Here is a 23577-nt window from a genome sequence, read left to right as displayed (position 1 = left end):
CCTTGCCGAAAGCGGCCCATTCTTCGCACATGCAGCGTGAACACCCGTTCATTACAAGGACGATAACCGAGGCGCCGAATGCGCGCCGGATGCGCAGTTTCGGCGAAAAATGCGAAATCGACGCTCGCAATGTAGATTGATCCCAAACTAATTTGGCGTCAGTGTACCCACCTCACCGGAGAGGAGCGACCGCTTCTCGTCGGTGCAATGACAGCAGGCCGACCTTGACGTTGGCCCGCCCGCTTAGAGGGGAAGAATGATGAAGTATCCGAACGCCGGATTGCTGCTGACCTCGGTGTCGGCCCTGTCGCTGGTCACGGCCGGCGCGGCCCACGCCCAGCAGGCCCAGAGCGCCAACGACGCGCCCGTGGCCATCGAGGAAATCGTCGTCACCGCCACCCGCCAGGAGCAGTCGCTCAGCAAGGTGCCGATCAGCGTGGTGGCCTATACCCAGGAGAAGCTGGACAAGCAGAGCGTCCGCAGCTTCTCAGACGTCGCCAAGCTGACGCCGGGCCTGACCTTCTCGCGCGGCGCGCGCGGCAACTCGTCGATGAGCTCGGTCTCGATCCGCGGCATCTCGTCGGGCGCGGGCACGGCCACGGTCGGTGTCTATATCGACGACACCCCGATCCAGCAGCGCCCCGGCAATCCCTATTCGGCCAGCAACGGCTATCCGAAAATCTTCGACCTGGAGCGCGTCGAAGTGCTGCGCGGCCCGCAGGGCACCCTGTTCGGCGTCGGCTCGGAAGGCGGCACGATCCGCTTCATCACCCCCGATCCCAGCCTGAGCACCTACAAGGTCTACGCCCGCAGCGAGATGGCCTTCACGGACGGCGGTGATCCCAGCTACGAAACCGGCGTCGCCGTGGGCGGCCCCATCGTCGAGGGCAAGCTGGGCTTCCGGGCCAGCGTCTCGGCCCGCCGCGACGGCGGCTATGTCGACCGCATCGACTGGAACACCGGCAAGGACCTGGACAAGAACTCCAACTGGTCGGACTCGTACACCGCCCGCCTCGCCCTGAAGTGGGCCGCGACCGAGAACCTGACGATCACGCCGTCGCTGTTCCTGCAGAAGGTCAAGACCAACGACTCGTCGGCCTTCTGGGAAGCCTTCTCGAACCTCGACGACAACAAGCTGCGCAACGGCAACCCGGTCGGCACGCCCAGCAACGACCGCTTCACCCTGGGCGCGATCAAGGGCGACTGGGACCTGGGTCCGGCCCGCCTGCTGACCAACACCTCGTTCTATTTCCGCAAGAATGACAACATCTTCGACTCCACGACCCTGGACATGGTGTCGCTGGGCGGCGTGACCACGATCACCCCGCCGGCCAACCTGCGCTTCGTCACCTCGACGGGCTTCGTGAACGACAAGCAGCGCGTCTTCACCCAGGAAGTCCGCCTGCAGAACAACAACCCGGACGCTCGCCTGAACTGGTCGGTCGGGGTGTTCTACCAAAAGTCCTATCAGAGCGCATACTATCTGGTCTCGAACCCGCAGATCAACGCGATCATCGCCAACGGCTTCTCGGCCTGCTGCGGCTGGACCAAGATCGAGGACCTGCCCTTCTTCGGCAACATCCCGCTCTATGGCGGCCAGTACGTGCTCTACAGCAACGGCTCGCTGACCCAGAAGGAGCTGTCGGCGTTCGGCCAGGTCGACTTCAAGATCACCGACAAGCTGAAAGCCACGGCCGGCGTCCGCGTCGCTGACAACAAGTACAACAGCGTCGGCTTCAGCGCGGGCCCAGTCATGTCGACGACCGGCCGCACCGACCGGACCAACCAGTCCGACAAGCCGGTGACGCCGAAGTTCGGCCTCAGCTACCAAGCCGACGAAGCGACCATGTACTACGTCTCGGCGGCCAAGGGTTATCGCCAAGGCGGCACCGCTTCGGATCCGGGCGTGCGCTGCGCGGCCGACATGACGGCCCTGGGCATCGCCTCGGGCACCCGCCAGATCGCCCCGGACACCGTCTGGAGCTATGAAGGCGGCGGCAAGAAGCGCATGGCCGGCGGCCGCGTCACCCTGGACGGCAGCGTCTATCGGATCGACTGGGACAAGATCCAGTCGGGCTTCACCCTGCCCAACTGCAACATCCCGACGACGGCCAACCTCGGCAAGGCGCGCAGCGAGGGCTTCGACCTGCAGGCCAACGCCGTGGTCGCCGATGGCCTGACCCTGGGCCTGTCGGTCGGCTACTCCAACGCCCGCTACACCACCGACACGCTGGGCGCTGTGAACCCGGCGACGGGCAAGGCGACCGTGGTCCGCTCGAAGGGCGAGCCGCTGCCGATCGCCCCGTGGTCGCTGGCCTTCTCGGCCCAGTACGACTTCAGCCTGCTGAACCAGAACGCCTATGCGCGCCTGGACTACCAGTACCAGAGCCACAACGACAAAGCCCTGGACCTGGCCTCGGGCGCGACCGATCCGACCATCCCGCGCGCGCCGTCGTTCAGCAACGTCGACCTGCGGGCCGGCGTGAAGCTGAACGGCTTCGACCTGTCGGCCTTCGCCACCAACGTGACGAACGAGCTGCCGGAGTACGGCCGCTACCGCGACAGCCTGACCACCTTCAACTACCGCGGCGTCACGGTCCGTCCGCGCACGGTCGGGGTGACGGCGGCCTACCGCTACTGATCCACGCTTTCCTAGGTGGAAGCTGACTGGGCCCGGGACCGCGCATGACGTGATCCCGGGCCTCTTTTTTGGTCCCTGCGCGAGACGCTCCGAACATGACCTCCCGCCTCCTGCTCCTCTGCGGCGCCGCGATCGCGCTGCTGTCGATCGCGCCGGTTCAAGCCGCGCCCGCTCCCGTCCTGCGCAAGGCGCACGTGGTCGATCTCAAGGTCGACGAGGGCTCGGACTTCTCGGCCGTCCCTTCGCCGCGTGGCGATGGCATGGTCATGGACCTGCAGGGCGTGCTCTGGGCGCTGCCGGCCAAGGGCGGTGTCGCCAAGCGGCTGACGGATGACTTCTTCGAGGCCCTGCGGCCGCGCTGGTCGCCGGACGGCCGACAGATCGCGGTTCAGGCCTATGCCGACGGCATGTGGCGCATCTGGCTGCTCAGCCCCGACGGCAAGACCCGCAAGGTGCTGACCGATGGTCCCTATGACGCCATGCACCCGACCTGGTCGCCGGACGGCAAGTCGGTGGCCTTCGTCTCCGACCGCGCCGGCGCCGACGAGATCTGGGCGATCGAGGTGGCCACCGGCGCCTTGCGCCAACTGACTCACGAGGGCGGTAGCGTCACTGACCCGGCCTGGTCGCCCGATGGCCACGAGGTCGCCTTCACGCGCTGGAACCAGCTGCGGATCGTCGAGGTCGCGAGCGGCGAGACGAAGACCATTCCCCTCCCCGCCGATCCCGCCCGCCGGCCGACTGGTCCTGCTTGGTCGCCCGACGGCAAGACCCTGGCGTATGTCGGCTTTGGCGCCCAGACAGGCCGGCTGATGGTCACCGACCGCGAGGGCCACGCACGTCGCATCGGCGATCTGGACAACGCCTTCTCATTCGCCCCGACCTGGCTGTCGGCCGACCGATTGCTCTACACGGCCGACGGCAAGATCCGCACGATCGGCCTCGACGGTCGGGGCGAGACCGTCCTGCCGTTCCAGGCCGACCTGAATCTTCGTCGCGCCGGCTATGCGCGGAAGGTCTACGACTTCGACGAGACCAAGCCTCACGCCGTGAAGGGCCTCGTCGGGCCGACCCTGTCTCCAGACGGCAAAAGCGCGGTGTTCAAGGCGCTGAACGATCTCTGGCTGGTCCCGACCTCCGGCGGCGCGGCCCTCAAGCTGACCGACGACACGGCCTACGAGGTCGATTCCGTCTGGTCGCCGGACGGCAAGTCGATAGCCTTCGCCTCGGATCGCGCTGGACAGACCCACCTCTTCATCATGGACGTCTCCAGCGGCGCGACGCGTCAGGTGAGCGCGGGCGACGGCGCCCAGACCTCCCCCGCCTGGTCACCCAAGGGCGACCGCCTCGCCTACCAGACCGAGACCGGCGAGACGCGCCTGCTCGACATGGCCACCGGCGAGACCAAGCCGCTGATCCCTGTCCTCGAGACGCCCGGCCGTCCCAGCTGGTCGGCGGATGGCAAGACGATCGTTGTCACCGCCGCCTCGCAGCGCCGCAACCGCCTCCTGGCTGTCGATGTCGAAACCGGCCGCCAGACCTGGTTCGACCCCGCCCCATTCCGCTCGATCTCGACCCGCGGTGACGACGGTCCGGTCTGGTCGCCGGACGGCAAGTACCTGCTGTTCAGCATGGAGAGCACCCTGTGGGTTCTGCCGGTCGCGCCCGACGGCGCCCCGACCGGTCCCGCTCGCCAGATCACCCGTGAAGCCAGCGACGCGCCCTCGTGGGGCGGTGACTCACGGACGGTGCTCTATGTCCACAACGGCCAGCTACGCTTGACCGATATCGACGGCGCAGCGCCGCGAACGGTCGAGACTGGCCTTTCCTGGACCCAGCAGGTGGCCAAGGGCCGGACGCTAATCCACGCCGGCGCGCTGTGGGACGGCGTCCACGAAGCGATCCGGCGCGACGTCGACATACTGGTGGAAGGCAACCGCATCGCAGCCATCACCCCACACGCCGAGCATCCGGCCAACACACCCGTGATCGACGCATCGAACCTGACCGTCACGCCCGGCCTGTTCGAGATGCACAATCACCAGCAGATGCGCTCGAAGTATCTGGGCGATCGCCAGGGCCGCATGTGGCTGGCGTTCGGCGTCACCTCGACCCGCTCGCCGGGCGATCCCGCCTACCGCGCCATCGAAGACCGCGAGTCCCTGGCCGCCGGCGCCCGCATCGGTCCGCGCCTGTTCACCACCGGCGAGATGCTGGAAGGCTCGCGCCTGATGTGGGCCTTCTCGCGCCCGGTGGAAAACGAAGCACAGCTGAAGCTGGAATTGTCCCGCGCCCAGGCGCTCGACTACGACCTGATCAAGACCTACATGCGCTTCCGCTCGGACTGGCAGGCCCAGGTCGCCGACTGGGGCCACAAAACCCTGGGCGTCTCGACCACCTCGCACTTCGTATTCCCGGGTGTCGCGCACGGCGTCGATGGGGCCGAGCACTTCGGCGGCCCTACCCGCTGGGGCTTCGTCTTCCCGCATCTGTTCCGGGGAGACGTCTATGCCGACACGCTGGATGGGCTGGCCAAGTCGGGCATGGAGCTGACCACCACCAACTTCTCCAGCAAGCTGTCGCTCCTGGACCTGCCCGGCGTCGCCGACGATCCGCGCGTGAAGGCCTTCTATCCGCCTTGGGAGCGGGCCTCGCTGCAGCACACCATCGCCTGCGCCGACAAATCCGGCCCCTGCGACTTCTTCCTGCCGCCCGACGAGCAAGGCTCGCGCCTGACCGTTCGCGACCTGCTGCGTATCAAGCGGGCTGGCGGCCAGGTGATGATCGGCACGGACTCGCCGCTGGATCACCCGGGCTTAAGCCTATTCGTCAACATGATGTCGCTGCAGACCTACGGCTTCACGCCGTTGGAGGTGCTGCAGGCGGCGACGAGCGTCCCGGCCCGCGCGCAAGGTGTCGAGCACGACCTCGGCAGCGTCGAGGTCGGCAAGCTGGCGGACCTGGTGTTCGTGGAGGGCGAGCCGTCGAAGCGCATCGCCGACCTGATCAAGGTCCGGAAGGTGATGAAGGCTGGGAAGCTCTATTCGGTGGAGGAACTGATGGCCGGGGCGGCAAAGTAGCCCCCTTCTCCCTTTGCGGGAGAAGGTGTCAGCGAAGCTGACGGATGAGGGGTCGCACAAACAGAAACGCCGCGACAGCCGAACGGCCAGTCGCGGCGGATGCTCTCTTCAACCCCTCACCCGGCCTCCGGGCCACCCTCTCCCGCAAGGGGAGAGGGAGACTATCGCCGCAGCGCGAAGCCCACATATACCGTGCGAGGCGCGGCATAGCTCGTGACCCCGTCCGCCGTCTGGCCGACGGCCAGGTCGCGATCCAGCACATTGTCGGCCGCCAGATAGACCTCGCTCGTCGGCGTCAGCTTCCACCCGGCGCGCAGGTCCAGCCCCGCCCCCGCCTTCAACCGGCGCAGGTTCAGGTCATCCTCGAACCGCATGCTCTCGTAGCGTACGTCGGCGTCGAGGCTCAGCCGCTCTACTGGCCGCCAGCGCGCGCCAGCCGTGACGGTCAAGGCCGGCGCCTGGGCTGGACGCTTGTCGGTCAACTGGGCGGCGGCGGTCCCACCGTCGACCCGAGCATGGGTCCACGAGAAGGCGCCGCGAACCGTCCAGGCCGGCGTCAGGTCGGCAGCGACATCGCCTTCCAGTCCGTAGGCGTTGATCTCGCCGACATTGCGCCGCTGGCGCAGCACGCCGCCGGCCGGGATGAAGCCCGCGATCGGGAACGTCCCCGGGCCGATGCCGATGGTGACGTTGCTGATCGGATCCTGGACCTGATTGTAGAAGGCCCCGAGGTTCCAGCGCACCGCGCCCTCAGCCGCCAGGCCCGCTTCGAGACCGTACAAGGTCTCTGGCTTGAGCGCCGAATTGGCTTCAGTGACGTCGTTGCCCACCCGGAACGGGCGGTGCAGCTCGTTCAAGGTCGGCGGCCGGAAACCAGCATAGGCCGCCGCGCGAACCCAGGTGTCGCCTGACAGCCGCTGGCGCACGCCGGCGCGCGCGGTCGGCGTCGTGCCCGAGGCGTCGGCCACTGGCGCGTCCAGGGTCGAGGCCCCGGTCATCGCGTCCCGCTCGCGCCGCACACCGGCATAGGAGCGCCAGCCATCAAGGCGCGCGCCTGCGGTGAACGAGAAATCCTCCCGCGCCAAGGCGGTCTCGGCATAGAGCCCGCCGACCAGGGTCCGACCGCCGGCCTCGCGCACGCGGGTGAACGCGCCGGCCTGGTAGCGGAAGCGCTCGTTTACCCGTCCTTCAGCCGCGCGAACGTCGCCGCCCAGCTCCCAGGACCAGTCGCCGCTCTTGCTCTGCCAGGCGGCGTTGAGGCCGTAGCCCGTCGCGGGGGTCGAGAACTGATCGTTGGCCGGGGTGGTCGAGATACGTCCAGCCGCCACGGCGGCCGAGGTGTTCTCCAGGTCGCTGCGACGCGCCCAGGCCTGCAGGCGCCAGGCGTCTCCGGCCACGGTCACGGCCAGCGAACCGCCGGTGGCGTTCGAGCGCGCGCCAACCAGGCCGGCGTCGCGCTTCTCCTGAAAGCCGCCAGCGCGGATCGCCCAGCCCACGCCATCCAACTCGCCCTGGACACGGGCCGCGATCGAGCCGTCCTCCAAGGTCGTCGGCGTATCGGCCGCGCCCCTCGTCGAACCACGCACGGGGTAATAGCCGTCAGTGCGCGAGCCGCTGGCGGTCAGCAGCAGGTGATCGGTCCCGAAGGTCCCGGCCGCCCGCCAGCTGTCGCGCTCGCCGACCTGGGCCGTGAAGCTGGACAAACCACCGCCGGCCGCCCGCTCGCGCAGGGCCACCACGCCAGTCAGGGCGCCGGCGCCGTACGGCCCCGCCCCTGCCCCACGCACAATGGTCGCACCGGAAAGGCCCTCGCCCGGCAAGGCGGTCCAGATTACCCAGCCACCGAACGGATCGTTCTGCGGCGCGCCATCCAGGGTGACCAGCGCCCGCCCCGCCCCAGAGGGCGCGACACCGCGAAGCGAAAGCCCCTGGATGGTCGGGTTGGCCGCGTCGCTGCCCGTGCGCCGGAACAGCGACACGCCCGGCGTCGTCTTCAGCACATCGTCCAGCCGGGCCGAGGCGCTGAGCGCCTGAGCGTCGTAGGTCGCGGTCGAGAAGGCTTCCTGTCCCGCCAGCGGCGGCAGCCTGGGCGCCTCGACGACGACGACGGAGACCGGGGCTGGCGGGGCGTCTAGCGGCACGGGGTTACTCTCTACGCGGTTTGGACCGACTGAAGGCAGGAAGCGGAGTCGGTCAAGACCCCGGCTTCTTCTCCGCCGGCGCGGCGGCCGGAGCGGCCGGCGCCGCCAGGGGCGAGGCCGCACCCGCCGCATTGGCGGCGTTGCTGGGGTCCTGGCCCTCGGTCGAGTATTTCTTGGTGTCTTCCAGCGTCCAGGTCCGGCCGGTCACCGGGTTCGGATAGTGGAACGGCGGCACGTAGTGGCCCGGGAAGGCGTCGTACTTGACCGACGGCGGCGCGTCCGGCGGGAAGTCCTTGCTCGGCCCGTTGTTGCCGAACGAGGCCTTGGCCCAGCCCTGGTCGAACGGCGTGAAGTAGGTGCCGTACCAGTGCATGGTCTGGAATTTCCAGACGCCGTTCTCCTTGACGTAGGTGATCTCGTACGGCCCTTCGGCCCACAGGGCAGCCTTCTGGTAGATGCCGATCTGGATGAAAGCGCGCCAACGGCCCGAGGCATTCTTGCCGTCCGGGGCCACGTTGACGATGCCCTGCAGCACCATGTGGTTGGACAGCGAGCCGTCCATCAGGCCTTCGTGGTTGCGGCCGATCACCTTCTGGAACAGCGTCTCGACGCCCTTGCGGCCCTTGTAGACGCCCCGGCCCGAGATCTCGACAACCGCGTCGTCCGAGAACAGCGGCATCACCTCCGACCAGATCTGCTTGTCGATGTAGTAGCCGTAGGCCTGGGTCAGCTTGCTGATGGCCTCGATGTCTTCCTGGGTCTGGACCCGCGCCTCGAGGGCCGCCAGCCGCTTTTCCAGCTGGGCCTGGCTCTGCGCCGCGCCGGCCGCACCGGCCAGCGCCAGGGCGGCGGTCAGCGCCACGCCGCCGGCGAGGATCGTCAGTTTCCGCATGCTCAACTCCCCATGATTTTAGATCAAACTATTTGAAGTCAGAGTCCGCCCTAAACAGAGATCTTCGGGCGAACTTTGGGTGTTTTCGAAAGGCCTTAGCCTTCCATCAGGTGGTCCAGCCAGACGTCCAGCACGGCCGAGCGTTTCTCCTCGCGGACCACGCGCAGGGCCTCGGCGATGACGGCTTCCAGCTCGTTCGGATCCTTGACCTGGCGGGCATAGGCGCCGCCGGCGGCCGCGGCGATCTCGGCATAGGCGGGCGGCGGGTCGAAGGCGACATTGATGTCGTCGCTGCGACTGGCGAAGCCGTCGGGGTGCACGGCCAGGGCCGAGTAGCGCGGGGCGCGCCAGCCGCGGTTGTTGAACACCACCTGCAGGAACGGCGTCTCGTAGCGCATGGCCATCCAGTGCACCGACGAGGGCACGGTGAACATGTACGAGCCGTCGCCGGTCAGGGCCACGACCTCGCGGTCCGGCTCGGCCAGCTTGGCGCCGATGGCCGCGCCGCCGTTCCAGCCCAGAGAACCGCCGCCGCTGTTGAAGAAGCTGCCCGGACGGGTCGGGGCGATGTGGTCGCAGACGGCGGGGTAGTTGGTGATGCCTTCGTTCAGGACGATGGCGTCGGGGCTGATCGCCCTGCGCACGCAGGCCACCAGATACTCCGAGGTGATCTTGCCCTCGGGCTTGACCTCGGCGGCGGCGATGCGGTCCGCGCGGCGCTGGTGAGCGGCGGCGTAGTGCGCCGTGCGCTCCGCCAGCCCTTCGATCTCACCCAGCGTGTCGGCATAGGCGTTCAGTTGGGCCAGCGCCGTGGCGCCGTCGGCCTGGTAGCTGGCGTGGGCGCGGATGTACCACAGCGGCATCGACTGCTTCAGCGGATCGACGTCGATGTGGAAGATCTTGGCGTCGGGCGAGGGCTTGGACACCTTCGGGATCCACGGCACATCGCTGTCCAGAACCAGGACGACGTCCGCGTCGGCCAGGGCCTGGTTCTGGAACGGGTGGTTCCACTGGTTGCCTTGGTACAGCACGTCGTCGTGCGGGAAGTTCATGCAGTTGGGCACGGACTCCACGACGCCGATCCCCAGCTTGCCGCACAGGGCGACCAGCTCATCGACCGCCTTGGGGTTCTTGCCGATGTACGAGGTCACGACCAGCGGCCGCTTGGCGCCGGCCAGGGCGTCGACGATGGTCTCGGCCGCGCCGGGTGGCAGGGCCGACGGTTGCACGCGGCTCCAGCGCGAGGGCTCGATGGCGACCGGATCGACCTCCTCCTCCATCACCTCGCGGGCGCCGACTAGATAGACCGGCCCCTTCGGATCGGAATAGGCGAACTGCAGAGCCCTATGGGTGATCTGCTTGACGTTCTTCCCGGTGCGGAACTCGTTGTCGTACTTCATGTACTCCCGGACGATGCCACGCTGGTCGTAGACGTCCTGGATCCACTGGATGAATTCGTTGCGGCTGCCGCGCAGCTCGTCTTCCTGCGTGAAGGGCGACAGGCCGGCGAAGATCAGCACCGGCACGCGAGCCTTGGCGACGTTGTGGATCGCGCCCGCCATCGCCTGAGTGCCGCACTCGACGTGCACCACCACCGCCTGGGCCACACCCGAGACCTGGGCGAAGCCCTGGGCCGCCGTCAGGCCGACCATCTCGTTGGGGCAGGTGATGATCTTGGGGATCGCCCTGCCCTCGGCATTGGCTTTCGCCACGGCCTCCACGAACGCCGGATGGTCGCTGCCGAGATTTGCGAAGACATACGAAATCCCGGCCTCTTGCATCGCGTCGAGCAAGGCCGTGCTAGCGGTGTACATGACTGTCTCTTCTTAGGTCTTGTCGCTGTCGTCCGGCGCGTCGGGGCCTAGCCCTTCGACGATCCGTTCCAGCAGATGGATGAAAAGGGGTTTGTGGAATTCGCCGACGATGGCGTCCAAGGCGCGGTCGTGCGCCTCGGCATGGACGGTGAGCGCCCGCAGGTGCTCGCGCCCCAGGTCGGTGAGGTGGAGGGTGTAGGCCCGGCGATCGATCTCGGAGCGGTCGCGCGAGACAAAGCCGCGCTTCTCCAGATCCTTCAGCGCCGGGGTCAGGGTCGACTTGTCACGGCCCGTGGCGATACTCAGCGCCGTCTGGTTCATCCCCGGGTTCTCGTTGATCACCGAGAGGATGGCGAACCGGCCAGGGCTGAGATCGGCCTCGCCCACCCGGCGCGCGAACGCCTGGAACGACACGTCCTGAGCGCGCCGCAGCTGAAAGCCGATGTATCCCTTCAACGGTCCCAAGTTCACTTCTTCCTGCGCTGTGACTTCCGACTTCGGGCTCTTCTTCGCCATGCTGGTTCCTCAAGACGCGGGCGGGTGACCCCGCCTCGGAGAACCGGCGGCGGGATTCGCTAGATGGGGTAGTGTTGCTCACCATTTTCGATGGTGATCCAACGAAGATCGGTGAATTCGGCGATCGCCGCCTTACCCCCGAACCGTCCGTAGCCGCTGGCCTTGGTGCCGCCGAACGGCATCTGGGCCTCGTCGTGCACGGTCGGACCGTTGATGTGGCAGATGCCAGACTGGATCTGGCTGGCGACGTTCATGGTCCGGCCGATGTCGCGGCCGAACACCGCCGCCGACAGGCCGTACTCGGTGTCGTTGGCCACCCGGATCGCCTCCTCATCGCCCGACACGCGGACGATGGTGACGATCGGACCGAAGGATTCCTCGGCATAGACGCGCATCTCCGGCGTCACGCCGTCCAGGACGCAGGCATCCATCAAGGTGCCCTCAACGCGGCCGCCCACGCGGAGCACGGCGCCCTTCTCGACCGCGTCAGCGATCAGGGCCTGGACATGCTCGACCGCCTGACGGCCGACCACCGAGCCCAGCTTGCCGCCGGTGCGCGGGTCGCGGGCGACCAGGGTGGCGGCCTTAGCCGCGAACTTCTCGACGAAGGCGTCGGCGATCCTGGCGTCCACCACGACCCGTTCAGTCGACATGCAAATCTGCCCCTGGTTCATGAAGGCGCCGAAGGCCGCTCCGGCGACGGCGGCATCCAGGTCAGCGTCGTCCAGCACGACGCACGGCGCCTTGCCGCCCAACTCCAGCAGAACGGGTTTCAGCTCGCGGGCGGCGGCCTCGGCGATGATGCGGCCGACCTTGGTCGAGCCGGTGAAGTTGATGCGGCGCACGGCCGGATGGGCAATGAGGGCGCCGACCACCTCGGCGGCGTCGGCCGGGGCGTTGGTGACGACATTGACGACGCCGGCCGGCAGGCCCGCCTCGACCAGCGCCTCGGCGATCAACGCGTGGGTGCCCGGGCAGACCTCGGAGGCCTTCAGGATCACGGCGTTGCCGCAGGCCAGCGGCATGGCCAGGGCTCGGACGCCCAGGATCACCGGCGCGTTCCAGGGCGCGATGCCCAGCACCACGCCGGCCGGAACGCGCAGGCCCATGGCCAGGCAGTTGGGCTTGTCGGACGGGATGACCTCGCCCGAGATCTGGGTGGTCATGGCGGCGGCCTCGCGCAGCATCCGCGCGCCCAGCATGACATTGAAATTGGCCCAGGCCTTGGTCGCGCCGATCTCACCCGCCATGCGTTCGGCGAAGGCGTCGGCCTTGGCGTCCAGATTGTCGGCGGCGTTCAGCAGCAGGGTGCGGCGGGCGGTGGGGCCCAGCTTCGACCAGGCCGGAAAAGCGGCGGCGGCGGCGTCAGCGGCGGCCCTAGCGTCGGCGGCCTTGCCGGCCGGCGCGCGCGTGGCGACCTCGCCCGAGATCGGATCCAGGCGTTCGAACACCGCGCCGTCCTGGGCGGCGACCTGCTCGCCGTTCACAAGCATCTGCACGTTCATGGCGCGATCTTCCTCTCCTGCACTGTACGCAAGGCTCCGCGCGCGGGCGGAGCGGTCTTGCCGGTTGGGTCCGGCTTGAAAACGTCAATGGACTTCAGCGCGTCGATGTCGGCGCAGCCCAGTTGGGTCATGGCCCGATCCAGCTCGTCGGCCAGCAGGGCGAACAGCTCGCGACCGCCGCGCTGGGCGCCCCGCGCCGCCGCGGCGAACAGGAATGGCCGGCCCAGCAGCGCCATGTCGGCGCCCATGACCAGGGCACGGGCGATGTCCTCGCCCGACCGGATGCCGCCATCGACCAACACCGGCAGATCCGGACCGACCGCCGCGCGAATAGCCGGCAGGGCCTCGATCGGGGCTGGCGCGCAGTCCAGCTGGCGGCCGCCGTGATTGGAGACGACCAGACCATCGACGCCCATCTGCGCCAGGCGTGCGGCGTCCAGCGGATGCATGACGCCCTTGACGATCAGCGGGCCTTTCCAGGCCTCGCGGATCTCACCCAGCAGTCGCCAGTCCAGCCGCGCCGAGCTCTGGGCGGCCATCAGCGCGGCCAGGGACTGAGCCCCTGCCCCACGTTCGGCGTAGCGCTCTAGATTGGCGAAGCGCGGGGCGCCGTTCAGGGCCAAGTCCAGCGACCACGCCGGATGGGTGAGAAGGTCCCAGGCCATGGCCGGTGTCGGCTTCAGCGGCAGGCCGAAGCCGTTGACAAGGTCACGGACCCGCTTGCCCGGCGCGGGCACGTCGACCGTGACGATCAGCGCCCCGACGCCCGCGCCCTCGGCGCGCAGTAGCAGGTCGTCGGTGATCGGCTGGTCGCGGCCAACATAGAGCTGGAACCAACTGCCGGGCGCTGCCTTGGCGATGGTCTCGATCGCGGTCGTACCAGCCGTCGACAACGCATAGGGCGCTCCAGCCTCCAGCGCCGCCCGCGCCAGGCCCTCGTCGATACGGGGACCAGCGAGACCGGCCAGCCCGATGGGCGCGATGCCGAACGGCAGGCTGAAGCGATGGCCGAACAGCTCGACGCTGGGATCACGGACCGTGCAGCCGGTCAGCACGCGCGGCGTCAACCGCACCTCGCCGAACGCGGCGCTATTGCGAGCCAGACCCGCCTCCCCCAGCGCGCCGCCGTCGATGAAGTCGAACGCGAACTTCGGCAGGCGTCGCCTGGCCGCTGTACGCATCGCTTCTATCGAATGGTGCCGCCCCATGGGTCGCAGGAATCCCTGTCTCGAATTGCCAGTTTAGTTTTACATCAAACCTTTTATGTCACAAGCGGCCTTGTCGCTCTTTCGCGCGGACCAAGTGCAGCAAGGCTTCCACGGTCGGCACGGCGACGCCCGACCGTTGGGCATGGGCGAAAATCGCGCCATTGATCGCCTCGATCTCGGTAGGCCGGCCGGCCAGGACGTCCTGCAGCATCGACGGCTTGTGCGGCCGGTGCTCGACATAGGCGTGAGCGACCGAAGCGCTGATCCGCTCGTGTGAGACGGCGATCCTCAGCGCGATCGCGACCGCCACCGTCTCGGCCACCACGGCGGCGGCGATCGGCGGGATGTCGGGATCGTCCGCCATCTGGCCGACAGTGAAGCCGGTGATGGCGGCGATGGAGTTCATGGCCGCGTTGAAGGCCGCCTTCTCCCAGATGGCCGCCGGGGTTTCGGGATCGGCCGTGGCGTTGAGGCCGGCCGCGCTCAGCACCTCGGCGACGGCGCGCAGGGTCGCGCTATCGACGCCATCCTGTGACCAGACGCGAACCTCGCCGTCGCCATGGGTGTGGACGTGACCCGGCCCTCGGAAGTCGGCGGGCCAGTTGGTCATGCCGACCAGCACGCGCTTGGCCGGGATCACGTGGGCCAGGCGCTCGCCATTGCCCAGGCCGTTCTGCAGGGTCAGCCCCCAGGTCTCCGGCCCGATCAGGTGCCCGACCGAAGCCAGGGCAGCGGCCGTATGTGGGCCCTTGGTGAAGACGATCAACAGGTCGACGGGATCGCGCACGTTCTCGGCTCGGGCGATGGCCACCGGGATGCGGTGATCGCCATCGTCGGCCTCCAGCCGCAGGCCCTCGGCGGTCACGGCGTCGATATGGGCCTGATTGACGTCGATCAGCTGCACGGCGTTGCCCGCCTTGGCCAATCGTCCGCCGAACAGGCTGCCCATGGCGCCCGCGCCCAGGACCGCGATCCTCATCGTTTCCCCACCCTTTCACTCGAACTCGAAGAGCCGCCATCACGCTGTCACGAACGGACGGCGGCGTCGCCTCAGCGCGTCGTCGGCGCCGGAGCGGCCGGCGGCGGCGAGCCGGGCTGGGCGGGCGGACCGGCGGGACCGGGGTTCATGCCGGTGGTCGAGTACTTGGCCGTGTCCTCCAGCGTCCACGGACGGCCGGTGACCGGGTTGGGATAGTGGAACGGCGGCACGTAGTGGCCCGGGAAGACGTCGTACTGCACCGACTGCGGCGCGCTGGGCGGGCAGGTCTTGCTGGGACCGTTGTTGGGCATGCTGTACTTGGCCCAGCCCTGGTCGAACGGCGTGTAGTAGGTCGAGAAGAAGTGCATGTCGCTGATCTTCCAGACCCCGTTCTCCTTGACGTAGGCGTTCTCGTAGGTGCCTTCCGACCACAGGGCGAACTTCTGGTAGCCGGCGATTTGCACGAAAGCGCGCCAACGGGCCTTGGCGGTCCTGCCGCCCGCGTCGACGTCGACGATGCCCTGCAGGATCATGTGGTTGAACAGGCCGCCGGGCTTCAGCCCGATCTCGCCGCCGCCCATCGAGCACAGGAACAGGTCCTGCACGCCCTTGCGGCCCTTGTAGACGCCGCGACCGGCGATCTCGACGACCGCGTCGTTGGAGAAGGTATCGGCGACCTCGTGCCACAACTGCTTGTCGACATAGTAGCCGTAGGCGCGGGTCAGCTTGTTGATCGCCTCGATATCCTCCTGGACCTGGACGCGGGCCTCCAACGCGGCGATGCGCGCTTCGAGGTCGCCCGCTTTCGGAGCCGCCATCACCGGACCGGCCAGCAGAGCCGCACAGATCATCGCCCCGGCCGCCGTCTTGATCGCTCGCGCCATGGGTCCCTCCACTAGACTTGAAAGCTTGAAATGGACGGGCTCCGAGCACGCGCCCGGAGCCCGCGTCGCCGCTACTTGCGCGCGGCGATGACCGAGGTCTCGAACTTCATGCCCGGACCGGCCAGGCCTTCGACGACCACCAGAGTCTCGGCCAGAGGCTTGGTCTTCAGGCTCGGGGCAATCTTGGCGAGCGCCGCGTTGAAGTGGGCGCGCACGGCCTCCGGATCGCCGGCATCAGCGGTGACGTAGAGCTTGGCCTTGACGATCTGATCGACCGAGCTGTCGGCCGCCTTCAGCGCCGCGTCGATCTTTTTCACCGCCGCATCGACCTGGACGTTGACGTCCGCATCGACCTTGCCTCCGGCCTCGAAATCGACGCCTTCCATGCCGGCCACCCACACCAGCTTGCTGGTGTTGACCGTCTTGGCGATATCCATCGGCATCTCGGTGAACGGCACGCGCTTGAGCTTGGTCGGATCGCCCTTCACGGCCACCGCGTCCATCTCCAGCAGGAAGCCCGGCACGGCCATGCCATCGACGACGACCAGGGTGCCGACGCTGGGGCTGCCCTTCAGGCTCGGCGAGTACTTGCGCGCTTCCTCGTGGAACTTGGTGATGACCCGGATCGGATCGGTCCCCTTGGTCACATAGAGGTTGTGCGAGATCATGTTGCCGACATCGAGGCCCTTTTTCGCCAGGGCCGCGTGCAGCTTGCCGACGATGACGACGATCTGCTCGTCGATGGTCGGGACCAGCGCGCCGTGCTCGAAGTCCATGGCCTCGAGACCCGAGGTGAAGACGATCTCGTTGTCGCCGATCGTCTCGGAGATCTCCTTGGGGCCGAAGGTGAAGGGCACGCGCTCGAACGTGTCGCCCTTTCCTTTCGCCGCCGGGCCGCCGGCCACAAGGTCCAGCATGACCAGGGTCTTGTCGTCGGCGAAGCGTGGCACGCGGACGATGGTGCCGACGCTGGACTGGGTTTTCAGGCTGGGCGCCAGGCGGGTGGCCTCGGCGTGAAAGCGGGTCAGGATCTCGATGGGCATGGCCGCCCCGTCCTTCAGATAGACGGTGTGCTGCAGCATCGCACCGATTCCCGAGAGGCCCTGGGCCTTCAGGGTGGCGTCCATCTTGCGCACGGCCTCGTCGACCTGGGCCATGGCGTCACCGGTCGTGCCGACGGCGGCCGAGGGGAAGACGTAGTTGTCGACCTTCACCGCCTTGGCGGCGCCATGCCCCTTTTCGGCGGCCGGATACGGCGTGCGCGTGACATTGGCGGCGCTAGCCGCGCCAGCCAGGGATAGCGCCAAGGCCGCGACGGCGCAGGAGGCGATCAGGCGGATCTTCATCTCAAGATACTCCCCAGTTTGCGACTGACGGACGTCCCAGCTCACCGCCATCGCGCCCGCTTGTTGGCCGCCCCGCTCCCCTTCTGGAGAGTCGATCGCGACAATAGTTTTATATCAAACTTTATTTGAGCGACGCAATGGCCTTCGAGACCCGCGACGCCCTTCTGGGCAAAGAAAAGCGGCGGAGAGGCTGGGCTAGAGACCTCTCCGCCGCGCGCGGACCACGCCCCCTTCGTGCGGCCCGCACGGGCGGGCGACGGACGTACGCCCCGCCGCCCGCCGACACTCTGCCTGCCGCTAGTAGCGGTAGCTGGCCGTCAGCCCGATCGTGCGCGGACGATAGGTGATGAAGCCCGGATGGATCGGGCTGCCCAGGCCGATGGCCCCGATATCGACGATGTAGTTCTCGTTGAACACGTTGTTGGCGAACAGCGAGACCTCGGCCGGACCGATATAGACACCGGCCCGCAGATTGACGGTGCTGAGCCCTGGCACGGCCGAGTTCTCGACGTCGTAGCTGGCGTTGGCCGGGTTCAGGTCCGGCGTGCGGTCGTTCTTGCCCGTATAGGTCCAGTCGCCGCGCACATAGGCCTTGTTGTCGCCGACCACGGTGAACTCGTACTGGGCCGACAGGGTGGCGGTGAAGCGCGAGCCGTCCAGGGCGTCGCCCTTCGAGACGGTTGGCTTGGTCTGGGTCTTGGACGGCGAGAAGTTGCTGTCGTAGGTCGAATTGGCGTCGCCGATCTGCAAACCCAGGACCAGGCCATCGACCGGCGCGAAGTCGACGCCCAGATTGAAGCCGTAGCTGGTCGAGTCGCCCAGATTGTCCGTATACGACAGCGGGCAACCATTCGGCACGGCGATGTTCGAGATCCGGTTCTTCCACTGGATCATGAACACGCTGCCGTCCAGGCGCAGCCGACCTTCGGCCAGCGACATCTTGCTGCCGGCCTCGTAGCTGCGCACGCGGTCGGAGGTGTAGCGCTCGGGCACCTTGGTCAGGCCCAGGGCCGCGAGGCCCGCCTGGCAGCCGGCGTTGTTGACCGGCACGTTGGCGCCGCCGATCCTGAAGCCGTCGGCGATCGAGGCGTAATAGAGGTCGCCCTTGTCGTTCTGGTACGAGAGGCCGACCTTGCCGGTCACCGGCGTTTCGCTGCTGTCGCCGACGTCGATGCGCGGGCTGGGCGGGCCGCTGACCGGACCGGCGGCATAGTTGGTGAAGCTGAACTTGGTCTTCGAGACGCGCACGCCGGCCGTGATCTTCAGGTGCGGCGTCAGGGCGTAGTCGGCCTGGCCGAAGCCCGCCAGCTGCTTGTCATAGGTCGTGGTGTTGCCCACGAACAAGAACCGCCCCTGGTCCAGCGGCACGCCGAACGCGGCCGTGATGCAGGCGGCCGGCGCGCAGGTCCCGCCGAAGGCCTGGCTCAGGATCCCGCCCAGGAAGGTGTTCTGCACCGAACGGAAGGTCTCGACCTTGTCGTGCGAATAGAAGACGCCGGCGGTCCACTTCAGGGCCGCGCCGCTGTCGTTCGACTGCAGGCGCACTTCCTGGGTGAAGAACTGGTTCCGCTGCAGGTCGAAGCCGGTGGCCACGTCGTTGGCGTTGGTCGGCAGGACCGTGGTCTTGCCGGTGAAGATCGTGGTCCACAGCGGCACTTCGAACGCGGTGAAGTCGTTGATGCCGTGCTCGCTGCGGCGGAAGTACGAGGTGTTCGACACCAAGCTGACCGGACCCAGGTCGTACTCGACCTTCAGGGCCGGCAGGACGAAGTTCTGGTAGTAGGGCTGAGCCAGCGGCTGGGCGTGGCCGTACACGTCCTTGTCCGGATTGGTGTACTGGAAAACGAAACCCGACTTGCCCGGCCCGACGTCGTTGACCGGCAGCCAGGCCGTGTGCGTGTCGTCCAGGGCGGTGCGCTGGTAGAAGACCGACGGGGTGATCGCCAGCTTGTCGGTCGCCTGGAATTTCAGGGCGATGCGGGCGTTGAAGGTGCGCTGTTCATCAGCGTTCTTGTTCGTCACGCGCCCCGTCGCCGAGTCCACGTGATCCACGAAGCCGCCGTCCTTGCGGTACCAGGCGCTGACGCGGAAGCCGACCTTGTCCTGGACCACCGGACCGCCGACGGCCGCGCCCAGCTCGAAGCTCTCGGCCCCGCCGCGCGTGCTCGAGATCTCGGTCCGGCCATAGCCGGAATAGTCGTTGAGGCTGGGCGTGCGGTTGATGAAGCGCACCGTGCCGCCTTCCGAGCTCGCGCCGAACAGCGTGCCTTGCGGACCGCGCAGCACTTCCACGCGCTCAAGGTCGAAGATCTGCGGGTAGCTGTTGGACGAGAAGTTGCCCGAAGCGATCGTGGCGCGGGTCTGGATCGGGGTGTCGTCGATATAGACGCCGACCGTCGGCGCACCGGCGCCCGACGAGATGCCGCGGATCGAGATCGACGAGCCCAGGTTGCCAAACTTGTTGAAGGTCACGCCCGGGGTCAGCCGCGCGATGTCGTTCACATTGCGGACGCCCTGCTTGTCCATCGCCTCCTGCGAGAAGGCCGAGACGCTGATCGGGATGTCCTTGATGTTCTCCGAGCGGCGCTGGGCGGTGACCACGATCTCCTCGATCGCGGTGACGGTGTCGCTCTTGGACTTGGGCTTGGACTCGTCCTGGGCGAAGGCCCCGCCGGCATACAGCAGCGAAACAATGGCCGTGGACGTCAGCAGGCTGACGCGTACTTCGGAACGCATGGGCTCCCCCCTTTTGTTGTGTTGGCGCGCCCTCCCCAGGACGCGCGGACTGGATCGTGTGGGTGACTCTCCGCGAGGCGTCGCGAACCGCGACGCAAGCCGGACCATGACTCCATTATAGTTTGCCATCAATCTATTTTGGAGAACATTGATATCGCTGCAACGCACAATGCGAAGCGACAGCGCTGGACAGCAGCAGACGGTCAGCAGCCGCATTCACTGCCAAAATCGGGCAAATTCAGCGCCATACGGTGAGATCTGACGCCTGGATCGTTCAAGCCCGCTTCCACGAAACACCAAAGAGATTTCGTTGAGTCAAAAACCATCGATTGACGAAAGGTCACGCTTTTTGGTTTGAATACAAATCAGTTTAGCGTCCAACGAGGGCGCGTGCGGGAGGAACCCCACCATGAAAGCTTCGACCCTGGGCCTTGGCCTGGCCCTCGCCCTGGCCCTGGCCGCCGGCGCCGCCCACGCCCAGACCCCGCCGCCGATGCAGGTTCCCAAAGCCGTTCAGGCGACCGGTCCTGTGCTGACCAAGGGCTCGCTCAGCGCCAAGGGCGCCGACGCCATCCTCGACGCCGCCGTCGCCGAGGCCGTGAAGAACCAGTGGGGCATGTCGATCGCCATCGTCGACGAGTCGGGCCGCCTGCTGGCCTTCCGCCGCACCGACGGCGCGCCGATGGGCACGATCGACGTCGCCCAGGGCAAGGCCGTCACGGCCATCAAGTTCAAGATGCCGACCCGCTTCGTGCAGGAGATCGTCAGCAAGGGCGGCTCGGCCATGCTGACCATCAAGGACATCGTCGCCATCACCGGCGGCTATCCGATCGAGGCCAACGGCCAGATCGTCGGCGCGATCGGCGTCAGCGGCGGCCTCGGCGACGAGGACGACCGCACCGCCCAAGCCGGCCTCGCCGCCTTCCCGAAGTAGACCCCCACCTTAAGCGCCGCGCGCCGTCCTTCCGACCTCGCGCGCGGCGTCCTTTTTTCTGGAAGCCCCATCCCATGAAGACGACGCTCATCCTGGCCCTGGCGGCCAGCGCCTTAGCCTGCGCGGTCCAAGCCGCCGAACCGACCAGCCCCTTCTCGTTCGCGGGCAAGCGGCCAACCTTCAAGGAGCAGTACGTCAAGCCGGAGGTCGTGTTCGGCTCGGTCCAGACCGCCGGCCGCCTCAGCCTGACCGACGAGATCTGGGAGCCGCCGTTCCAGGTGCCGCCCCACCTGCACAAGAAGCACGCCGAGACCTTCTTCGTGATCTCCGGCAAGGTCGAGTGGACCGTCAACGGAGAAACCCATGTGCTGGGCGCCGGCGACGCGGTGCACATCCCGCCCGGCGCGGTGCACTCCACCCGCGTGGTGGGCAATGAGCCGATGCACACCCTGATGATCTCCGAACCCGGCGGCTTCGACGAGAGCGTCGCCTACGAGGCCCGCTTCACGGCCGAGGAGCTGAAGGACCCGAAACTGCGCGCCCTGCTGGGCGACGTGGCCGACTTCCACCCGGCGCAGCATCCCGCGCCGACGAAGTAGTCCTTGCGCGCCCTCCCCGCGTTCGTCAGGGAAGGTCCACGCTCGAGCGCGCGAAGGGCCGACAAATGCAGCTGATCAGCCTTCCCGTCTCGCCGTTCGCGGCGCGGGTTCGCGTGGCGATCCACGCCAAGGGCCTCGCCATCGAGATCGTTCCGCCGCCCGCGGGCTGGCCCAACAATCCGCAGTTTCGCGACGTCAGCCCGACCGGACGGCTACCAGTTCTCGTCCTCGACGATGGCGAGGCCATCTGGGAGTCGGCCGTCATCCTCGAGGTCCTGGAGGAGCTGTTCCCGGATGCGCGTCCGTTACTGCCGTCGAGCATCCTGGAGCGCGCCCGGGCGCGGCTGCTCGTGCGGCACACCGACCTTTACCTGATGCCGCCGATGGTCGCCCTGGCCCAGGCGCAGCAGGAACGTGAGAACAGACGACTGGTCGATCAACTGATCGACGGCTTGACGATCCTCGACGACCTGATCGATGGCGGCGCCTACGCGGTCGGCGAGATGCTGTCCTTCGCCGACTGCGCTCTCGCCCCCGCGCTGTTCGCGGCGCGGGTCACCGGCGACCGTCTCGGGATCGATCTGATCGAGGCCGCGCCCCGGGTGGCCGCCTATGCGGCCGCCATAGGCCAGGACGAGCACGTCGCTCAGGTGCTGGCTGAAATGGAAGACGGATTGCGACGCCTCGTGCGGACCTAGTAGACGCCGCCGCCCTGCCCGGTCCGGTCGACCTTGCCGCCGAACCGCGCCGCCAGGGCTTCCGCGCCCCGCGCCAGCAAGGTGACGTCCGTGCCGACGGCGACGAACGAACAGCCCAGCTTCAGATAACGTCGCGCCAGGGTCTCGTCGGCGATCAGTATGCCCGCAGCCTTGCCGGCGTCGAGGATCGCGGCGATCGCGCCCTCGATGGCGGCCTGCACCTCGGGGTGACCTGGCTTGCCGCGATGCCCCATGGCGGCAGAGAGGTCCGAAGGCCCGATGAAGACGCCATCGATGCCATCCACGGCGGCGATCTCGGCCAGGTTCGACAGACCCTTCAGGGTCTCGACCTGGACCAGCAGGCAGACCTGCTCGTCCGCGCCGTCCAGATAGCCGTCGATGCGGTTCCAGCGCGAGGCGCGGCCGATGGCGCTGCCGACGCCGCGCACGCCGTTGGGCGGATAGCGGACGGCGCGCACCAGCTCGGCGGCCTGCTCGGCGGTGTCGACCATCGGGACCAGCAAGGTCGTGAAGCCGATGTCCAGGTACTGCTTGATCAGATGGGTCGCCCCTACTGGCGGCCGCGCCACAGGATGCACGGGATAAGGCGCGACGGCCTGCAGCTGGGCCAGCAAGGTCGTCAGATCATTGGGCGCGTGCTCGCCGTCGAACAGCAGCCAGTCGAAGCCCGCCCCGGCGCAGATCTCCGCTGTGTAGGGATTGGCCAAGGCCTGCCACAGGCCGATCTGGGCATGACCGGCCGCCAGGGCCGCCTTCATCGAGTTCAGCGGAACGGCCACTAGACGAACCTCATGGCGACCTGGCCCAGCGGGCCGTAGTCGATCTGGAAGGTGTCCCCGGCTCGCGCCGGCACGGGCGCTGTGAACGAGCCGCCCAGGATGACCTCTCCGGCCTCCAGGTGCTCGCCATAGGGATGCAGCTTGTTGGCCAGCCAGGCCGGGCCGTGGGCCGGATGGTTCAGCACCGCGGCGGCAACGCCGGACTCCTCGACGACACCGTTGCGATAGAGCACCGCCGAGACCCAGCGCAGGTCCACCGCGTCGGGCTTCACCGGCCGCCCCCCCAGCACCACGCCGGCATTGGCGGCGTTGTCGGAGATGGTGTCGAACACCTTGCGGGTGGTCCCCGTCGCCGGATCGACCTGCTGGATGCGCGCGTCGATGATCTCGATGGCCGGGACCACCCATTCGGTCGCCGCCAGCACGTCGAAGATCGTGCAGTCGGGACCGCGCAGCGGCTTGCCCAGCACGAAGGCCAGCTCGACCTCGACCCGGGGCACGATGAAGCGGCTCATCGGGATGTCGCCGCCCTCGGCGAAGAACATGTCGTCCAGCAGGGCGCCGTAGTCCGGCTCGCTGATGTTGGACGAGCGCTGCATGGCGCGCGAAGTCAGGCCGATCTTGTGGCCCTTCAACCGCCGTCCCTCGGCGATCTTGGCCTTCACCCAGGCGCGCTGGACGGCATAGGCGTCCTCGATCGTCATGTCGGGGTGGGCCAGGGAGAACTGCCCGACCTGCTGGCCGCTCTTCTCGGCGACGTCCAGGCGCGCCGCCAACTGGTCGATGATCCGGGGTTCGAGCATG

17 protein-coding genes are annotated in these 23577 nt (G+C 67.7%); 5 read left to right on the top strand and 12 right to left on the bottom strand.

What is annotated here, in order from left to right; translation table 11 throughout:
* Positions 1 to 256 precede the first annotated feature (256 nt).
* Positions 257 to 2641 carry a TonB-dependent receptor gene (locus tag AC07NN_RS06215; RefSeq protein ID WP_494638584.1) on the top strand — a complete coding sequence of 795 codons (2385 nt, stop codon included), beginning with the start codon at positions 257 to 259 and terminating at the stop codon, positions 2639 to 2641.
* A 95-nt stretch (positions 2642 to 2736) separates the two neighbouring features.
* Entirely contained in the window at positions 2737 to 5721 is a 2985-nt protein-coding gene (locus AC07NN_RS06210) for an amidohydrolase family protein (protein ID WP_494638582.1), read from the top strand.
* 161 nt (positions 5722 to 5882) lie between these two features.
* Here AC07NN_RS06210 and AC07NN_RS06205 read toward each other — a convergent pair whose 3' ends face one another.
* The 10 genes from AC07NN_RS06205 to AC07NN_RS06160 all read right to left on the bottom strand — a co-directional run bounded on the left by AC07NN_RS06205 (position 5883) and on the right by AC07NN_RS06160 (position 19742).
* The gene (locus AC07NN_RS06205) at positions 5883 to 7862 is read right to left on the bottom strand and encodes a TonB-dependent receptor (RefSeq protein WP_494638580.1); all 1980 of its coding nucleotides are present in this window, start codon (positions 7860 to 7862) and stop codon (positions 5883 to 5885) included.
* A gap of 52 nt (positions 7863 to 7914) precedes the next feature.
* On the bottom strand, positions 7915 to 8754 hold the full coding sequence (locus AC07NN_RS06200) for a nuclear transport factor 2 family protein (RefSeq protein ID WP_494638578.1): 840 nt from the start codon (positions 8752 to 8754) through the stop codon (positions 7915 to 7917).
* A 95-nt stretch (positions 8755 to 8849) separates the two neighbouring features.
* Positions 8850 to 10568, bottom strand: coding sequence for a thiamine pyrophosphate-requiring protein (locus AC07NN_RS06195; RefSeq protein WP_494638576.1), 1719 nt, complete (start codon positions 10566 to 10568; stop codon positions 8850 to 8852).
* Between the two features lie 12 nt (positions 10569 to 10580).
* Positions 10581 to 11084 carry a MarR family winged helix-turn-helix transcriptional regulator gene (locus AC07NN_RS06190; protein WP_494638574.1) on the bottom strand — a complete coding sequence of 168 codons (504 nt, stop codon included), beginning with the start codon at positions 11082 to 11084 and terminating at the stop codon, positions 10581 to 10583.
* A 59-nt stretch (positions 11085 to 11143) separates the two neighbouring features.
* Complete coding sequence (locus tag AC07NN_RS06185) at positions 11144 to 12589, bottom strand: aldehyde dehydrogenase (protein ID WP_494638572.1); 1446 nt, start codon at positions 12587 to 12589, stop codon at positions 11144 to 11146.
* Complete coding sequence (locus AC07NN_RS06180; protein WP_494638570.1) at positions 12586 to 13770, bottom strand: alpha-hydroxy acid oxidase; 1185 nt, start codon at positions 13768 to 13770, stop codon at positions 12586 to 12588. Before AC07NN_RS06180 ends, AC07NN_RS06185 begins: the two co-directional genes overlap by 4 nt.
* A gap of 85 nt (positions 13771 to 13855) precedes the next feature.
* Complete coding sequence (locus AC07NN_RS06175; protein WP_494638568.1) at positions 13856 to 14776, bottom strand: ketopantoate reductase family protein; 921 nt, start codon at positions 14774 to 14776, stop codon at positions 13856 to 13858.
* Positions 14777 to 14847: 71 nt separating this feature from the next.
* Positions 14848 to 15660: a nuclear transport factor 2 family protein gene (locus AC07NN_RS06170; RefSeq protein WP_494638566.1), complete on the bottom strand. Its 813-nt coding sequence runs from the start codon at positions 15658 to 15660 to the stop codon at positions 14848 to 14850.
* Positions 15661 to 15731: 71 nt separating this feature from the next.
* Entirely contained in the window at positions 15732 to 17006 is a 1275-nt protein-coding gene (locus AC07NN_RS06165) for a Rid family hydrolase (RefSeq protein ID WP_494638563.1), read from the bottom strand.
* Positions 17007 to 17303: 297 nt separating this feature from the next.
* Entirely contained in the window at positions 17304 to 19742 is a 2439-nt protein-coding gene (locus AC07NN_RS06160) for a TonB-dependent receptor (RefSeq protein WP_494638560.1), read from the bottom strand.
* Between the two features lie 409 nt (positions 19743 to 20151).
* Here AC07NN_RS06160 and AC07NN_RS06155 point away from each other — a divergent pair, with 409 nt between their 5' ends.
* The 3 genes from AC07NN_RS06155 to AC07NN_RS06145 all read left to right on the top strand — a co-directional run bounded on the left by AC07NN_RS06155 (position 20152) and on the right by AC07NN_RS06145 (position 21973).
* Positions 20152 to 20676 carry a GlcG/HbpS family heme-binding protein gene (locus tag AC07NN_RS06155; RefSeq protein WP_494638559.1) on the top strand — a complete coding sequence of 175 codons (525 nt, stop codon included), beginning with the start codon at positions 20152 to 20154 and terminating at the stop codon, positions 20674 to 20676.
* A 74-nt stretch (positions 20677 to 20750) separates the two neighbouring features.
* Complete coding sequence (locus AC07NN_RS06150) at positions 20751 to 21275, top strand: cupin domain-containing protein (RefSeq protein ID WP_494638557.1); 525 nt, start codon at positions 20751 to 20753, stop codon at positions 21273 to 21275.
* A 65-nt stretch (positions 21276 to 21340) separates the two neighbouring features.
* Positions 21341 to 21973, top strand: a complete 633-nt coding sequence (locus AC07NN_RS06145) for a glutathione S-transferase family protein (protein WP_494638556.1) — start codon at positions 21341 to 21343, stop codon at positions 21971 to 21973.
* Here the strand turns inward: AC07NN_RS06145 and hpaI are convergent.
* Together hpaI and hpaH are read right to left on the bottom strand one after the other, a co-directional pair.
* Positions 21970 to 22773, bottom strand: a complete 804-nt coding sequence (gene hpaI / locus AC07NN_RS06140; protein ID WP_494638554.1) for a 4-hydroxy-2-oxoheptanedioate aldolase — start codon at positions 22771 to 22773, stop codon at positions 21970 to 21972. The two genes, AC07NN_RS06145 and hpaI, sit on opposite strands and share 4 nt — an antisense overlap.
* A complete protein-coding gene (hpaH, locus tag AC07NN_RS06135) occupies positions 22773 to 23576 on the bottom strand; it encodes a 2-oxo-hept-4-ene-1,7-dioate hydratase (RefSeq protein WP_494638551.1) in 804 nt (267 codons plus the stop codon). The genes hpaI and hpaH overlap by 1 nt, the downstream gene beginning before the upstream one ends.
* Position 23577 lies beyond the last annotated feature (1 nt).

The sequence above is a fragment of the Caulobacter sp. GW821-FHT09H08 genome, assembly GCF_059415885.1.
The sequence above is the reverse complement of the archived record's forward strand: the minus strand, read 5'-3'. Positions and strand labels throughout refer to the sequence as shown.

Bases quoted from the DNA above. Each gene is read 5' to 3' on its own strand.
- AC07NN_RS06180 (WP_494638570.1), bottom strand. From the start codon at position 13,770: ATGCGTACAGCGGCCAGGCGACGCCTGCCGAAGTTCGCGTTCGACTTC.
- AC07NN_RS06165 (WP_494638563.1), bottom strand. From the start codon at position 17,006: ATGAAGATCCGCCTGATCGCCTCCTGCGCCGTCGCGGCCTTGGCGCTA.
- AC07NN_RS06160 (WP_494638560.1), bottom strand. From the start codon at position 19,742: ATGCGTTCCGAAGTACGCGTCAGCCTGCTGACGTCCACGGCCATTGTT.
- AC07NN_RS06150 (WP_494638557.1), top strand. From the start codon at position 20,751: ATGAAGACGACGCTCATCCTGGCCCTGGCGGCCAGCGCCTTAGCCTGC.
- AC07NN_RS06210 (WP_494638582.1), top strand. From the start codon at position 2,737: ATGACCTCCCGCCTCCTGCTCCTCTGCGGCGCCGCGATCGCGCTGCTG.
- AC07NN_RS06155 (WP_494638559.1), top strand. From the start codon at position 20,152: ATGAAAGCTTCGACCCTGGGCCTTGGCCTGGCCCTCGCCCTGGCCCTG.
- AC07NN_RS06170 (WP_494638566.1), bottom strand. From the start codon at position 15,660: ATGGCGCGAGCGATCAAGACGGCGGCCGGGGCGATGATCTGTGCGGCT.
- hpaH (WP_494638551.1), bottom strand. From the start codon at position 23,576: ATGCTCGAACCCCGGATCATCGACCAGTTGGCGGCGCGCCTGGACGTC.
- AC07NN_RS06215 (WP_494638584.1), top strand. From the start codon at position 257: ATGATGAAGTATCCGAACGCCGGATTGCTGCTGACCTCGGTGTCGGCC.
- AC07NN_RS06185 (WP_494638572.1), bottom strand. From the start codon at position 12,589: ATGAACGTGCAGATGCTTGTGAACGGCGAGCAGGTCGCCGCCCAGGAC.
- AC07NN_RS06195 (WP_494638576.1), bottom strand. From the start codon at position 10,568: ATGTACACCGCTAGCACGGCCTTGCTCGACGCGATGCAAGAGGCCGGG.
- AC07NN_RS06190 (WP_494638574.1), bottom strand. From the start codon at position 11,084: ATGGCGAAGAAGAGCCCGAAGTCGGAAGTCACAGCGCAGGAAGAAGTG.
- AC07NN_RS06200 (WP_494638578.1), bottom strand. From the start codon at position 8,754: ATGCGGAAACTGACGATCCTCGCCGGCGGCGTGGCGCTGACCGCCGCC.
- AC07NN_RS06145 (WP_494638556.1), top strand. From the start codon at position 21,341: ATGCAGCTGATCAGCCTTCCCGTCTCGCCGTTCGCGGCGCGGGTTCGC.
- AC07NN_RS06175 (WP_494638568.1), bottom strand. From the start codon at position 14,776: ATGAGGATCGCGGTCCTGGGCGCGGGCGCCATGGGCAGCCTGTTCGGC.